Source organism: Bilophila sp. 4_1_30, assembly GCF_000224655.1.
Taxonomy (GTDB): Bacteria; Desulfobacterota; Desulfovibrionia; order Desulfovibrionales; family Desulfovibrionaceae; genus Bilophila; species Bilophila wadsworthia.
In genome coordinates, this window is the sequence record NZ_JH114231.1 from 1,310,695 (window position 1) to 1,324,079 (window position 13,385).

The window sequence follows — 13,385 nt, forward strand, 5'->3', positions numbered from 1 at the left end:
ATCGAATCCCTGTTCCCAGCATTCCCTGCCCCCCTTAAAACAGTATTTTCAAAATAAAACCACTCTATACCGCAAAAAATACCAGACATAAAAACAGAGAAAGGCGGGACACGTTCAAAGAACGTCCCGCCTTTCTTTTTGTCCCGGCTTGAGGCCTGTTCTGAAAAAATGACGAAATTAGGCCTCCTCGTCAAGCTGCCGCCTCATCCAGCGGAACTCCCGCCGCGCAGCCTCCCCGCCAGTCAAAAGTCTTGGGAAGAGGAGGGATGGGGGGTCCGGGGGAAGGGAGGGGAAACCCTTCTTCAGAAAGGTTTCCCCTCCCTTCCCCCGGCTCTCCCTTCTCCATCCAGACATTCCACAAGAACATCCCCCCGGGCTATGCACCTGACAGGCCCGCCGACCCACGCGGCCCAACCTCCGGGATAAACGGATCCGTCCGGCACGACGCGCAGCGGCTCACCGCCCGGCTGCATCAGCGACAGCTCCCCCCCGTCGCCGTAAACGCCCCGGCAGACGATGGACGCAGCCAATGTCCCGGAACCGCAGGCCGTCTCGGCGTACGTCGTTCCGGTCCCGCGTACCCATACAAAAGGTGTGATCCGCAGGCCGGACGGTTCACGATGAAGCCAGATGCACCCGGCGGCATCCTCCCCCAACAGCCCGAAACGGGCAAACAGCGCGGCGGTGTCCCGATCCTTGTCGGCGGGGAGCGGATGCGCGGCGGCATCCAGCACCAGATGCGCAATGCCCGGTACCCGGACAAGACACATGCCCGGCGCCACGTTCTCCAACGGAGGCGCTTGCGGCAGATCCAAGAGAACGGCGGACTCGAAACAGTGGGCGGCCAGACGCCGGACGCGGACGCGCAGGCGTTCCGGCATCCCGGATACGCTCACGATCCCGCCAAGCCCGCCGCTTTCCGGGCTGAGCTTCCCCTCTTCGGCAAGCAGCGCGGCAAAGGCACGGGTCGCGTTCACGCAGAACTCCCCGCCCATCATGTCCAGCCTCGGGACGGGAGCGGCGGTGTCCACATACCCGGCCTGCTCCGCTTCCAGATGCCCCGGCGCAATGATTTCGGCGGCGACGCGGGCCCTGTCCGCCGGAGACAAGGAAGCCTCCCGAACAAGAATGGTCGTGTTTCCGCAGGGAGAATACTTTGTGAAAGGCAAAACGCGCATGACAGACCTCGCGGAAGCTCAGGCTTCCGTATAATTCGCCACTTCGATCAAATTTCCGTCGGGGTCACGGAAATACACGGAGGTAATGGGCCCGAGTGCGCCTTCGCGCCGCACCGGCCCCTCTTCCACAGGAACACCATTGGCTTTGAGGTGATCCAGCATTTCAACGGCCGGCGTCCGGGAAAGGAAGCACAGATCCGCCGTGCCCGGAAGAGGATTGTGTGCCTGAGGGAGATAGCCCTTGCCCACTTCATGAAGATTGATCTTACGGTTGCCGAACGAAAGGGCGGTGCGCCCGTTGCCGAACGTGAACGGCGTCATGCCGAGCACCTGCTGATAAAAACGGCACGTGGCCTTGATGTCGGCGACTGTAAGCACCAGATGATCGAGGTCTTCCACGCAAAGAACGGCCATAGGCATCCCATCCTGTTGCTTGATTAAGAACGTGAAGAAAAGCGACGGGCGGATTTCCACGCGCGGCATTCCGTGGCCGGAACAACTGCCGGAACCCGCTTCAAAAGACAAAATACCTTGTATTATCTGGAAAAAAACAATAAACGCCGAAAAAGCGGCGGACAGGTTCCTTTCCACGGCATATTCCCATATCGGATTGAGGATATACTGAAATCAAACGGGAAGCCAGTGCCGGACAAACCACTCCCGCTCTTGTGCCGAAAAACTTTATGCCGTAACATAATGCGGATAGCCATCCCCAACGCTGATAGCCCGAAGGAGGACCTATGTTGCGGAGTATGACCGGCTTCGGCCGTTGCGTCATGGAAGACGCGGACTGGACGCAAACGTGGGAAATACGGAGTGTAAACAACCGCCATCTGGATCTCAAATGGCGGCTTCCTCTTCAGGCTCGGGGGCTGGAATCCCGTCTGGAACGTGTGGTCCGGCGCTTCGCCGCGCGGGGCCGCATGGAAATCACCCTCACGCTCCAGCAGCGCGGCGCGGCGGCCAACCTCCGTTTTGACGCGGCGCAGGCTTCGGCCATGCTGGATCAGGTGGCCGCGCTCGCGGACCTGCACGGGGACACCTTCGAGCCGGACTACAACGCCCTGTTCGCCATCCCCACGCTCTGGGAACGCGAAAGCGAGGACGGGGACGATGAAATGGAAGAACGCCTCGAAGAGGGCCTTATCGCCGCGCTTGAGGACTGGAACGAATCCCGCGAGACGGAAGGCGCGGCACTGGCCCGCGACATGACCTCCCGCATCGCCCAGATGGAGGAATGGGTTTCGCACATCGACGAACGCGCCCCCGAGATCAAGGAAGAACGGTTTGCCGTGCTCCGCGAGCGGCTTTCCGAAGCCCTCGCCGCCGTCAACGGTGAACTGGAAGAAGGCCGCTTCCTTCAGGAAATGGTCGTCCTCTCGGACAAGCTCGACGTCAGCGAAGAACTCACCCGCCTCCATGCCCATCTGGAACGCCTGCGCGATCTCCTTGAAATCGGGACCGACGCCGGACGGCGCCTCGACTTCACGCTTCAGGAATGCTTCCGCGAAATCGCCACCTGCGGCAACAAAATTCAGGACGCCCAGACGTCCCGCCTTGTGGTGGACTTCAAGAACGAACTGGAAAAGTGCCGCGAGCAGGTCCAGAATCTGGAATAGCCATGTCAAAAGAACGGATCATCAACCTCGGGTTCGGCAATTTCGTGGTCGCTTCCCGCGTCGTGGGCATCATCAACCCGGCATCTTCTCCCATGCGCCGCCTGCGTGAGGATGCCCGCACGGAAGGCCGCCTGGTGGACGCCACCCAAGGCCGGAAAACCCGTTCCATCATCATAACCGATTCCAATCACGTGATCCTTTCCGCCATCCTGCCGGACACTCTGGGTCAACGTTTCATGCAGGAGGAGGACAATGCCTGATACGACGCCAACCATAACCGCCCGCTCCGGAGTGCTGCTCGTCGTGTGCGCTCCTTCGGGGACGGGAAAGACGACACTTATCCAACGCTTGCGGGACGAATTCCCGAACTTCGCCTATTCCATCTCCTGCACTACCCGGGCCCCGCGCGGCCATGAAACGGACGGCAAGGACTACCATTTCCTTTCGGTCGAAGAATTCCTCCGCCGCCGGGAAGCCGGATTTTTTGCGGAATGGGCCAACGTGCACGGCAATTATTACGGGACGCCGCTGGCCCCCGTGCTCGAAACCCTGAAAGCCGGGCAGGACGTCCTGTTCGATATCGACGTTCAGGGCGCGGCCCAGCTGCACCTTTCGCTCCCGCGCGGGCAATACGTCTTTCTCCTGCCGCCGTCCCTGAGCGAACTGGAACGCCGGCTGCGCGGGCGCGGCACGGACGACGAGGCGAGCATCGCCCGCCGCCTGTCCAACGCCGCCTCCGAAATCCGCCAGGCCCACTGGTTCGATGCATGGATCGTCAACGACAATCTGGACAAGGCCTATGACGAGCTGCGCGCGGTCTACCTTGCCTCGACGCTCCACCCCGCACACCGTCCGGGGCTGGCAAACACCATTTTGGAAGGATGAACTCATGGCGCAACTCATTGTAGCCCTCGACTATACCAACGCCGAAGACGCCCTCGCCACCGCCGAATCCCTGCGCGGCTGCCCAATCTGGATGAAGGTCGGCCTTGAACTCTTCACCCGCGAAGGCCCCGCCGTCGTCAAGAAGCTCAAGGATATGGGCTTCAAGGTCATGCTCGACCTCAAGATGTTCGACATCCCGAACACGGTCGCGGGCGGCGTGCGTTCGGCCTGTCTCATGGGCGTCGACCTCATCACCCTGCACGCGCTCGGCGGGGAACGCATGATCCATGCCGCCGTCGATGCGGTCAAGCAAAGCGCCGAGGAAGGCGGCCCCAAGCCCCTGCTCTTCGCGGTGACCGTGCTCACCAGCATGGCCCCCGGCGAACTGCCCGGCTACGGGGAAGACCTTTCCGGCCTTGCCGCCGATCTCGCGGCGGGCGGCCAGGCGTGGGGTCTGGACGGCGTGGTCTGCTCCGGCCACGAAGTCGAAGCCATCAAATCCCGCTGCCCCGGCCTGATGTGCCTGACGCCCGGTATCCGCCCGGCATCCGGCTCCGCTTCCGACGACCAGCGCCGCATCATGACGCCCGCGCAGGCCGTGCGCATCGGCAGCGATTTTCTCGTCGTCGGCCGCCCCATCACCAAGGCTCCCGTCCCCGCCGATGCGGCCAGGGCCATTCTGGACGAGATGGAAAAGGCGTAAACGCGAATGTTGGGAGGGAGAGGGGAACCCTTCTCTAGAGGGGGCTCCCCTCCCCCTCCCAACACTTTCGCGCGCGGTATCTAGCCTGTCTTCGTATGCGGGAACGGGCCGACCGGAATCCATCCCTTGAACTTTTTGGATTCTTCAACTCCTGACGCGCAGCCTCCCCACCAGTCGAAAATCTTTGAAGAGGAAGGGGGGAGGTTCGGAGGGGGGAGGGAGGAACTTTCTGTAGAAAGTTCCTCCCTCCCCCTCCGAGTTCAACCTCCAACACACCGGTATCACCATGAAAATATGGAAATTCCGCAACCAACCCGATAAGGGCTCCTGCCCCGCCGGATGGGCGGACAAGCTGGGCGTCCCTCAGGTCGTAGCCGACCTGCTCTGGCAGCGCGGGCTGGAAACTTCCGCTCAAATGGATTCGTTCCTCTCGCCGGGGCTGCGCCACCTCGCGCCCCCGGACTGCTGGCCCGGTATGCAGGAAGCGGTCGACGCGCTGGAACAAGGCATCCGCGAAGGCCGCAACGTGCTCATCTGGGGCGACTACGACGTGGACGGCATCACCGGTGCCACGCTCATCCTGCAAACGCTCCGCTTCCATGACGTGCCCTCCACGGTACACCTCCCTGACAGGCGGAAGGAGGGCTACGGCCTCAACATCCCTGAAATCGAACGCCTCGCTGCCGAGGAAGGGCCGGGCATCCTGCTGACCGTGGACTGCGGGATCAGCGATGTGAAGGCCGTGGAACGGGCCAGGGAGCTGGGCTTCATGGTGGTGGTGTCCGACCACCACATGCCGCCCGAGGAGCTGCCGCCCGCCCACGCGATCACCAACCCGCGCCTCAGCGAAGACAACCCCTGTCCGCATCTGGCGGGCGTGGGCGTGGCCTTCTTCCTCATGGCCGCACTCAACGGCAAGCTGGAAGCCATGTCGGGCAAGCGCATGGACATGCGGCAGGTGCTGGACCTCGTGGCCCTCGGCACGCTGGCGGACATGGTTTCGCTCACAGGGCAGAACCGCATCCTCGTCAAGAACGGCCTGCTCAAGATCGCGGAGGCCAAACGCCCCGGCCTCGCCGAGCTCAAGGGGGCCAGCGGCTTTTCCCCCGTGGCGGCACTCGGCGCGGGACAGGTGGTCTTCAACCTCGCCCCGCGCATCAACGCCGCCGGGCGTCTGGGCAGCCCCACGCTGGCCCACGACATGCTGCTCACACCCTCGCACGACGAGGCCGCCAAGCTGGCCCAGACTCTGACCTCTCTGAACGACGAGCGCCGTTCCGAAGAAGACCGCATTTACAAAGAAGCGCTTGAGCAGGCCGAGGCCAACCCCAAACGGCTGGGCTTCGTGCTGTACGGCAAGGACTGGCACCAGGGCGTCATCGGCATCGTGGCTTCGCGTATCGTGGAAGTCTACTACCGCCCGGTGCTGATTCTCTGTTCCGACGGGGAAAGCCTGAAAGGATCAGGCCGCTCCGTTCCGGAATTCGACCTCCACGCGGGCCTCACGCGCTGCGCCGACATGCTGCTCGGCTTTGGCGGGCACAGGCAGGCCGCAGGGCTCCGTATCGCTCCCGGCCGTCTGGACGAACTGCGCGAGCGTTTCGATGCCGTCATCCGGGAGGAGCTCGGGGAGGAACCGCTCACGCCATCCTTGAAGATTGATGCGGAAATGCCCTTTTCGCAGGCCTCGGACTTCACCGTGCTGAAGGGGCTCGAATTGCTTCAGCCCTTCGGCATCGGCAACCCCGAGCCCATTTTCGCCTCGCTGCCCCTGCGGGTGAAAAAACGCAAGGCGTTCGGCCATTCCCGCGAACACATCTCGCTTGAGGTGACGGAAGAAGGCTCCGGCATCACCTTGCAGGCCAAGGCATGGCGGCAGGCGGATCAAATTCCCGAAAACATACAGGGGCAACGCATCCGGCTCGCGTATACGCCGGGCATCAACGCCTATAACGGCATCGCCTCGGTCGAACTGCGCGTCAGGGACTGGGAAGTGCTGTAGCCGGGAAGTCCGGGCGCGGCGTGTAATCCGCTTTTCAAGCGGCATCCTCTTCCCTATACTAGGGGGAGCCGCCGCATCCGGCGGACTCTTTCATCTTTTATGGAGACAATCATGCAGAGCATCCGTATCGCCGTTCTGGCGCTCGCCCTGTGCTTTGGCGCGAGCCTTCTGCCCGTTCAGAGCCATGCCGCCGCGCCCCTGCCCAAAGTCAAAATCGAAACCAGCATGGGCGACATCGTCGTTGAGCTGAACCCCGCGAAAGCGCCCAAAACCGTCAGCAACTTCTTGTATTACGTGAAATCCGGCTTCTACAACAACACGATCTTCCACCGCGTCATCAACGGATTCATGATTCAGGGCGGCGGCCATACCGCCGACATGCAGGAAAAGGCCAACTCCCGCAAGCCCGTGGTCAACGAAGCCGGGAACGGCCTCAAGAACGACGCCTACACCATCGCTATGGCCCGTACCAACGATCCCGACTCCGCCACGGCGCAGTTCTTCATCAACGTGGCGAACAACGACTTCCTGAACCACAAGAACGAAACGCCGTCCGGCTACGGCTATGCCGTGTTCGGCAAGGTCATTCAGGGGCAGGACGTCGTGGACCGCATCAAAAGCGTATCCACCGGCAGCTACGGCCCCTATCAGGATGTCCCGAAAACGCCCGTGATCATCAAGAGCATCGTGCCTGTCCAATAGCTGATTTTTCTCATGCGTTTTCCGCGTATTAGAGACATCTCGAAAAAAATTCGGAAAAAAAGCGAAAAAAAGCTTGCCAAGACGGGAGAGTTTGCGTAGTTACTCTCCCTGTCGAGCCGGGGTAGCTCAGTTGGTAGAGCAGGGGACTGAAAATCCCCGTGTGGGCAGTTCAATTCTGTCCCCCGGCACCACTTGGAAATACAGGACTTGTGTCTTCTGGACACAAGTCCTTTTTTCGTATCTGTCTGCGTCCCCTTCTACCCTCTCTGCCAATACGGCGAGCTGCAGGTTCTCCTCACAATGCCTTTGAGGGAGCGCCCTGTTTCTCATCCCCTTTCGTCTTGCCCATAAGGAACATCAAATCTCTATGTTTCGTTGACTCACAGTGGATAGCTTACCGCTATTGGCTTGTCTTGCTCAAAGCAAACACCATGCTGTTGTAGATATGCTCAAGCGATTTTTCATCGGTTTGAGACAGGGCTTCAATCAGCCTTTCTTTGATCTCACTCGCTGCAAGGGGGCTCTTATCAAAAATAAACAGATCCGAGATGGCAACAACGAGTCCCGAAGCGAGATCCTTAAGAGACATCAGCCGAGGGTTGGCCATGCTCGCTCAACTTCGCTCACGTACCGCTCCAACAGGCCGGAACGCTCCGCAAGCTGCTCCTGGGTGAGCCCATGCAGCTTGCGGAGTTTCCTTATGTTTGCCCCGAAAAAACGCTGATACTCGTCCATCCCCTATTCTCTTACTTTGTCGACTCCGCAAAAGAATATAACGTTTTCTTCCCGTGTGTTAGGTAAAAATCTTTATTATTTGATTGCAGAGTGTTAAGGCGCCATACCTAACCCTTCGCCTGCCGCGAACCGGCCCACGCGAGGATCAGGCCGAGTACCGCTCCGAGCAAGGCGGCGAACAGCACCCGGAAGGCTTCCGGCAGCAGAAATGTAATGGTATGGACGGGGATCCAGAAGAAGACCACTGTGCGGAACAGCACCAGCCGCCACATGACGTCCCAGTTGACGGACTTCAACAGCCCGCCGACGTCGGGAAGGTGCCACAAACAGCGCAGCGTCCCCTCATAACGGGCGATATGCAGATCGCTGACCTTATGGGCCACCATGAGGACCGGCGCAAATAAGATGTTCAGGCACAAACTGATGGCAAACGCCGTGAGCAGTTTCTCCGTGCCGAACGGACCGGCCAGCGCACGCGCGGCCCAATCCATGCCGATCCGGGACATGGCCAGCGGTACGCCAGCGGAAAAAATCATAAACGCCAGCGTGATGCATATACCGAGAAAGCCCCATGCCAGCGCACGGGGCACGAGGCCGAAACGCGGCGGCAGGTAACGCCCTACCAGCATCCGCTGCGCGAGGCTTTCCCCAAAAGTGGCGAGCAGCGCGAACTTGCAGAATCCCGCCGCAAAAGGATGCGCATCCGTCAGGGCCACATACGCCCGCAATACGGTATCGGAAAGAAGCAGAGACAAGACGAGAACAAGGCCGCACCCAAGACTCCAGCGATCCGCCGGACGGTCCAAACGAAACCCTTTCATGGATTTTACCTCGAAGCAAACGGTCCTGATCCGGAAAATTCAACGCCAAAGGCACCCCTCCGCCAGCGGAGACAAAGAGCCAACGCCCACCCTCCCTCACCCAGAGATAACTGTCATTCCTCAATAGCAATGCCTACGATGGTTCTCTTTTATAATATCCAACCCGGCGAAATCGCACAAGCGGTTAATGGCACACATCACATTACTCTCTTCAGGTGCTGAGATGGAAACCGACAGCGGCATTAACCTCATACCCAGCCCAAAGGGAGTTGCTTTTCGTCCAATTACGGTAAAAATCGTGATAACACGGGGAAATAAAACTATAAAAACACCCGATCTTCACGTGCCACTTTGAGGCATTCTCCTCTGACCCTGCAAAGGAAACGACTTCCCCCTATCACTGGATACAAAAAGCCGCACAACGGAACTCCCGTCGCGCGGCCTCCCCAGCCAGTCAAAAATCTTTGGAAGATGAGATGAGGGGCCCCGGGGGAGGGCCCCCTCCCCCGCGCGTCACTCTCCCCCTTCCAAACCTTAGCAAATCCCGCCGACCGTATCGGCCTGCTGCAACTGCTCTTCGAGCACGGCGTCCTGCGCGGCCTCGAACGTGCGCAGGCTCTTGTCAAACAAACGCATATAGTACAAAGAATTGCCGAAAAGAGCGACCATAAGCGTACCCGCCTCGATTTCCTCGGGCGAGGTATACGACTTGCGATTGCCTTCCATTGTCTCAAGAGCCGCCCCAAGCTGCTTGATCAGCTCTTTGATGCCCATCTGCGGGACGTCCACACCGTCGACCTCACGTGTCGGGTACTTCCTTTCCGTATCCATAAGCCCTCCTCCAAATACGTTGGCCGATCCTTTATGATGATTGTCCGTTTCGCACAACCCGTTGCACGAAAACGGGCAGCGGCTTGACAGAACGCTTCCGTTTGCGTATTGGGTTGTGTTCTGCCTTGCCTGTTTCATCGCGCCCAAGAGGGCGACTCTGGGAACAGGCCATAGTCCACAAGGAGGATCTTGGCATGAGAAAGTTTGAAACCTTGCTGCTCCTTTCCCCGGAGCTGGCTGCCGATGCGCGTGAAGCGTTGCTTGGCACCTTCACGGGTGTCATCGAACGCGCCGGCGGTCGGTTCATCGCGGATCACTGGGGTATGCGCGACCTCGCCTACCCTGTCCGCAAGCAAATGCGCGGCTACTTCGTGCGCCTCGAATATGTCGCCCCCGGCGACACCGTGGCCGAACTCGAACGCATCATCCGCATCAGCGACGGCGCGTTCAAGTTCCTTACCGTAAAGCTGGCCGACGCGGCCGAGGAGGTTGCATAACATGGCCTTCAAGAAAAAGTTTGCTCCTCGTCGCAAGTTCTGCCGCTTCTGCGCCGACGCGGATCTGCCGCTGGATTACAAGCGCCCCGACATTCTGCGCGACTATATCACGGAACGCGGCAAGATCATTGCCCGCCGTATCACTGGCACCTGCGCCAAGCACCAGCGCCTGCTCTCCACCGAGATCAAGCGCGCCCGTCAGATGGCTCTGCTGTTCTACACCGCCGGCCATTCCTCTGACGTGAAGAAAAAGAGCAACATCTAAGGAGACCCGGTATGAAAATCATTCTTCGTGCCGATGTGGAAAACCTGGGTCGCCTTGGCGATGTGGTGACGGTTAAGGCCGGTTATGGCCGCAACTACCTGTTGCCTCAGGGCCTGGCCATGCTGGTCACCCCCGGTAACCTCAAGGCTTTTGAACTGGAACGCAAGAAGCTGCAGGCCCGTATGGACGCCCTGCGCGCCGCCGCCGACGACATCGCCGGCAAGCTGGAAGGCCTCGTTCTTCCGATCGTCATGCGCGTGGGCGACAATGACAAGCTCTACGGCTCCGTGACCACCGCCATCATCGGCGATGCGCTGACCGCTCAGGGCATCGAAGTGGATCGTCGCCGCATCCTGCTCGACCATCCCATCCGTACCCTTGGCGATCACCCCGTCCGCGTGCGTCTGCATGCCGACGTCATCGCTTCCCTCACCGTGAAGGTTGTCTCCGAAGACAAGGCGCACCTCGTTGAAGAGGAAGCCGCCGAAGCTCCGGCCGAGGCCCCGACGGAAGAAGCCGCCGAATAGTTTCTCGCGCCGCCCCCGGTTTTCCCCGGGGGCGGCGACTCGGCGGTGAGCTCCTCTGCTCTTCTTTTTCACGCGTCCCCAACAGAGGAATTTCCGCATGGCATCCCCTGCCGATCCCAATCGGGCGACGAACGATCTGCTTCGTCGAGTCCCCCCCCACAGCGTTGAGGCCGAACAGGCCGTTCTGGGGGGTATTTTTATCCGTAACAGCGTCTTCCACACGCTCGTGGATACGCTTTCCTCCGACGATTTTTATCTCCCCGCGCACCAGACGCTGTACACATGCTTCCTCGAACTCTATCGCAAAAACGCGCCCATCGATCTCGTTTCGGTAGCCAGCTACCTCAAGGATCATGGACAGCTCGAAGCAGTGGGCGGAGCGGCCTACCTTTCGGAACTGGCGCAGACCGTCGTCAGCGGGGCCAATGCCGAATATTATTCCACCATCGTCCGCGACAAGTCGCTGCAACGCTCCCTCATCGGCGCGTGTTCCGACATCATCAGCAACTGCTTTGACCAGTCGCGCAGCGTGGATGCCCTGTTGGACGAATCCGAACAGGCCGTCTTTTCCATCTCGGAACGTACCTCTGGCAAGGTCTTCAAAAGCTCCAAGGAACTGGTCAACCGCGTTTTTGAGGAACTGACCAAGCGCTTCGAGCAGAAGGAAGCCGTCACCGGCGTCACCACAGGCTACAACCGCCTTGATCAGATGACCGCCGGGCTCCAGCCTTCGGACCTTATCATCGTTGCGGCCCGTCCCTCCATGGGCAAGACCGCCTTCGCCCTGAACATGGCCATGCGCGCCGCCGTGCAGGACAACGTGCCCGTCGCCATCTACTCCCTCGAAATGTCGATGGATCAGCTCATGATGCGTATGCTTTGCGCATGGGGCAAGGTGGATCTGGGGCACCTGCGCCGGGGCTATCTCGACTCCGAGGAATGGAGCAGGCTCTATCACGCCGCCGACGTGCTCGGGCAGGCCCCCATCTACATCGACGACACGCCCGCGCTCTCGCCGCTGGAACTGCGCGCCCGCACCCGTCGGCTCAAGGCCGAATCCGGCGTGGGCCTTGTGATGGTGGACTACCTCCAGCTCATGCGCGGATCCAAGCGGACGGACTCCCGCGAACAGGAAATTTCGGAAATCTCCCGCTCGCTCAAGGGGCTGGCGAAGGAAATGGATATTCCGGTCGTGGCGCTTTCGCAGCTCAACCGTAAACTGGAAGAGCGCACGGACAAACGTCCGCTGCTGTCCGACCTCCGCGAGTCGGGCGCCATCGAACAGGACGCCGACGTCATCATGTTCATCTACCGCGACGAAGTATATCACAAGCAGCCCGACAACCCGCACAAAGGCTCGGCGGAAATCATCATCGGCAAGCAGCGCAACGGCCCCATCGGCACGGCGACGCTCGCCTATCTTGGCTCCTACACCGCATTTGAGGATCTCGAACCCGGACTGTCGCCCCAGCCTTCCGAAGCGGGCGGCGAATAACCTTCCCGAGGTACGCCATGAAACCACTCGCTCCCATAGCGCCAACGTCCATGCCCGATCTGGATCTCGTCGTGGAACAGTTGTGCGCGCCTTCCTCGCTTGAGACGGTTCTGCACCATCCGCTGCACGATTCCCCCATGCCCTCGCTCGAAGAACTCGGCGAGATCATGTCGCGCCTCAAGGCAACGCTCTTTCCCGGCTATTTCGGCGTTTCCTGCGTGCATGTGGAATCCATGCGCTACCACCTCTCGGCCAATCTGGACTCCATTTTCCGCAAGCTGGCCGAACAGATCCGGCGCGGCGGCTGCTTCGCCTGTGCAAGCTACGCCACCGACTGCATGAGTTGCGAAGAAGTGTCCATGCGCAAGGCCATGGAGTTCATGCAGCGCCTCCCGCACATCCGCCGCCTGCTGGCGTCCGACGCCAAGGCGGCCTATGAGGGCGATCCCGCCGCGACCAGCGCCGGGGAAACCATTTTCTGCTACCCCTCCCTGCTCACCATGACGCACCACCGCATCGCGCACGAGCTGTACAGCCTCGGCGTGCCGGTCATCCCGCGCATCATTTCCGAGATGGCCCATTCCGCCACCGGCATCGATATCCATCCGGGCGCGACCATTGATGAAGAATTCTTCATCGATCACGGGACAGGCGTGGTCATCGGCGAAACCGCCGTCATCGGCAAGGGGTGCCGCCTCTATCAGGGCGTGACCCTCGGCGCGCTGTCGTTCCCCAAAGACGGCGACGGCGTACTGGTCAAGGGCGTTCCCCGCCATCCCATTCTTGAGGACAACGTCACCGTGTACGCCGGGGCGACCATCCTCGGCCGCATCACCATCGGCAGCGGTTCGATCATCGGCGGCAACGTCTGGGTGACGAAGGACGTGCCCGCCGGAACGAAGCTCGTACAGAAGCTTTCCGCCCAGCCCACCGAAGAATCGCTTATGGGCAAGGCATAGCCATGAGAGCCCTGCTGCTTTGCGCCTGCCTCCTCGCCCTGCTCCTCGCCGGGTGTTCCGAGTCGGCCACCGTACGCGCCAAAGGCCAGTGGGAAGGCAGCGTATCGACGGGCGGATCGTTTTAATCCGTGATTGGATTGTTAATCGGGGGAGGGGAGAGGGAACC

18 protein-coding genes and 1 tRNA gene are annotated in these 13,385 nt (G+C 60.5%); 13 read left to right on the forward strand and 6 right to left on the reverse strand.

Features of this window, described 5'->3' with window-relative positions; genetic code table 11:
• Nucleotides 1-302 precede the first annotated feature (302 nt).
• Together HMPREF0178_RS05870 and HMPREF0178_RS05875 are read right to left on the reverse strand one after the other, a co-directional pair.
• Nucleotides 303-1,109, reverse strand: coding sequence for a hypothetical protein (locus tag HMPREF0178_RS05870; protein ID WP_009379843.1), 807 nt, complete (start codon nucleotides 1,107-1,109; stop codon nucleotides 303-305).
• 87 nt (nucleotides 1,110-1,196) lie between these two features.
• Nucleotides 1,197-1,592, reverse strand: coding sequence for a VOC family protein (locus tag HMPREF0178_RS05875; protein ID WP_009379845.1), 396 nt, complete (start codon nucleotides 1,590-1,592; stop codon nucleotides 1,197-1,199).
• Nucleotides 1,593-1,918: 326 nt separating this feature from the next.
• Here HMPREF0178_RS05875 and HMPREF0178_RS05880 point away from each other — a divergent pair, with 326 nt between their 5' ends.
• The 7 genes from HMPREF0178_RS05880 (at nucleotide 1,919) to HMPREF0178_RS05910 (ending at nucleotide 7,280) form a co-directional block, all read left to right on the forward strand.
• Nucleotides 1,919-2,797, forward strand: coding sequence for a YicC/YloC family endoribonuclease (locus HMPREF0178_RS05880; protein ID WP_009379846.1), 879 nt, complete (start codon nucleotides 1,919-1,921; stop codon nucleotides 2,795-2,797).
• Between the two features lie 2 nt (nucleotides 2,798-2,799).
• On the forward strand, nucleotides 2,800-3,057 hold the full coding sequence (locus HMPREF0178_RS05885; RefSeq protein ID WP_005028799.1) for a DUF370 domain-containing protein: 258 nt from the start codon (nucleotides 2,800-2,802) through the stop codon (nucleotides 3,055-3,057).
• A complete protein-coding gene (gene gmk, locus HMPREF0178_RS05890; RefSeq protein ID WP_005028798.1) occupies nucleotides 3,050-3,682 on the forward strand; it encodes a guanylate kinase in 633 nt (210 codons plus the stop codon). The genes HMPREF0178_RS05885 and gmk overlap by 8 nt, the downstream gene beginning before the upstream one ends.
• A 4-nt stretch (nucleotides 3,683-3,686) precedes the next feature.
• Nucleotides 3,687-4,385, forward strand: a complete 699-nt coding sequence (pyrF, locus tag HMPREF0178_RS05895; RefSeq protein WP_009379849.1) for an orotidine-5'-phosphate decarboxylase — start codon at nucleotides 3,687-3,689, stop codon at nucleotides 4,383-4,385.
• A gap of 286 nt (nucleotides 4,386-4,671) precedes the next feature.
• Complete coding sequence (recJ, locus tag HMPREF0178_RS05900) at nucleotides 4,672-6,387, forward strand: single-stranded-DNA-specific exonuclease RecJ (RefSeq protein ID WP_009379858.1); 1,716 nt, start codon at nucleotides 4,672-4,674, stop codon at nucleotides 6,385-6,387.
• A 111-nt stretch (nucleotides 6,388-6,498) separates the two neighbouring features.
• Nucleotides 6,499-7,089, forward strand: coding sequence for a peptidylprolyl isomerase (locus tag HMPREF0178_RS05905; protein WP_009379859.1), 591 nt, complete (start codon nucleotides 6,499-6,501; stop codon nucleotides 7,087-7,089).
• A gap of 115 nt (nucleotides 7,090-7,204) precedes the next feature.
• Nucleotides 7,205-7,280: transfer RNA gene (locus HMPREF0178_RS05910), tRNA-Phe, on the forward strand.
• Between the two features lie 209 nt (nucleotides 7,281-7,489).
• On the opposite strand, the gene HMPREF0178_RS05915 is transcribed toward HMPREF0178_RS05910, so the two are convergent.
• The 4 genes from HMPREF0178_RS05915 to HMPREF0178_RS05925 all read right to left on the reverse strand — a co-directional run bounded on the left by HMPREF0178_RS05915 (nucleotide 7,490) and on the right by HMPREF0178_RS05925 (nucleotide 9,476).
• The gene (locus HMPREF0178_RS05915) at nucleotides 7,490-7,696 is read right to left on the reverse strand and encodes a hypothetical protein (protein ID WP_039958601.1); all 207 of its coding nucleotides are present in this window, start codon (nucleotides 7,694-7,696) and stop codon (nucleotides 7,490-7,492) included.
• Complete coding sequence (locus HMPREF0178_RS23020; protein ID WP_009379861.1) at nucleotides 7,678-7,824, reverse strand: helix-turn-helix domain-containing protein; 147 nt, start codon at nucleotides 7,822-7,824, stop codon at nucleotides 7,678-7,680. The genes HMPREF0178_RS05915 and HMPREF0178_RS23020 overlap by 19 nt, the downstream gene beginning before the upstream one ends.
• Before the next feature lie 107 nt (nucleotides 7,825-7,931).
• Nucleotides 7,932-8,645, reverse strand: a complete 714-nt coding sequence (locus HMPREF0178_RS05920) for a hypothetical protein (RefSeq protein WP_009379862.1) — start codon at nucleotides 8,643-8,645, stop codon at nucleotides 7,932-7,934.
• Nucleotides 8,646-9,179: 534 nt separating this feature from the next.
• Nucleotides 9,180-9,476: a hypothetical protein gene (locus tag HMPREF0178_RS05925; RefSeq protein WP_009379863.1), complete on the reverse strand. Its 297-nt coding sequence runs from the start codon at nucleotides 9,474-9,476 to the stop codon at nucleotides 9,180-9,182.
• Between the two features lie 194 nt (nucleotides 9,477-9,670).
• Here HMPREF0178_RS05925 and rpsF point away from each other — a divergent pair, with 194 nt between their 5' ends.
• The 6 genes from rpsF to HMPREF0178_RS22800 all read left to right on the forward strand — a co-directional run bounded on the left by rpsF (nucleotide 9,671) and on the right by HMPREF0178_RS22800 (nucleotide 13,344).
• Nucleotides 9,671-9,973 carry a 30S ribosomal protein S6 gene (gene rpsF, locus HMPREF0178_RS05930; RefSeq protein WP_009379864.1) on the forward strand — a complete coding sequence of 101 codons (303 nt, stop codon included), beginning with the start codon at nucleotides 9,671-9,673 and terminating at the stop codon, nucleotides 9,971-9,973.
• Between the two features lies 1 nt (nucleotide 9,974).
• Entirely contained in the window at nucleotides 9,975-10,238 is a 264-nt protein-coding gene (gene rpsR / locus HMPREF0178_RS05935) for a 30S ribosomal protein S18 (RefSeq protein ID WP_005028788.1), read from the forward strand.
• Nucleotides 10,239-10,249: 11 nt separating this feature from the next.
• Nucleotides 10,250-10,765: a 50S ribosomal protein L9 gene (gene rplI / locus HMPREF0178_RS05940; protein WP_009379865.1), complete on the forward strand. Its 516-nt coding sequence runs from the start codon at nucleotides 10,250-10,252 to the stop codon at nucleotides 10,763-10,765.
• 97 nt (nucleotides 10,766-10,862) lie between these two features.
• On the forward strand, nucleotides 10,863-12,260 hold the full coding sequence (dnaB, locus tag HMPREF0178_RS05945) for a replicative DNA helicase (protein WP_005028786.1): 1,398 nt from the start codon (nucleotides 10,863-10,865) through the stop codon (nucleotides 12,258-12,260).
• 17 nt (nucleotides 12,261-12,277) lie between these two features.
• The gene (gene epsC / locus HMPREF0178_RS05950; RefSeq protein WP_009379866.1) at nucleotides 12,278-13,219 is read left to right on the forward strand and encodes a serine O-acetyltransferase EpsC; all 942 of its coding nucleotides are present in this window, start codon (nucleotides 12,278-12,280) and stop codon (nucleotides 13,217-13,219) included.
• A 2-nt stretch (nucleotides 13,220-13,221) separates the two neighbouring features.
• Nucleotides 13,222-13,344 carry a hypothetical protein gene (locus HMPREF0178_RS22800; protein ID WP_009379867.1) on the forward strand — a complete coding sequence of 41 codons (123 nt, stop codon included), beginning with the start codon at nucleotides 13,222-13,224 and terminating at the stop codon, nucleotides 13,342-13,344.
• Nucleotides 13,345-13,385 lie beyond the last annotated feature (41 nt).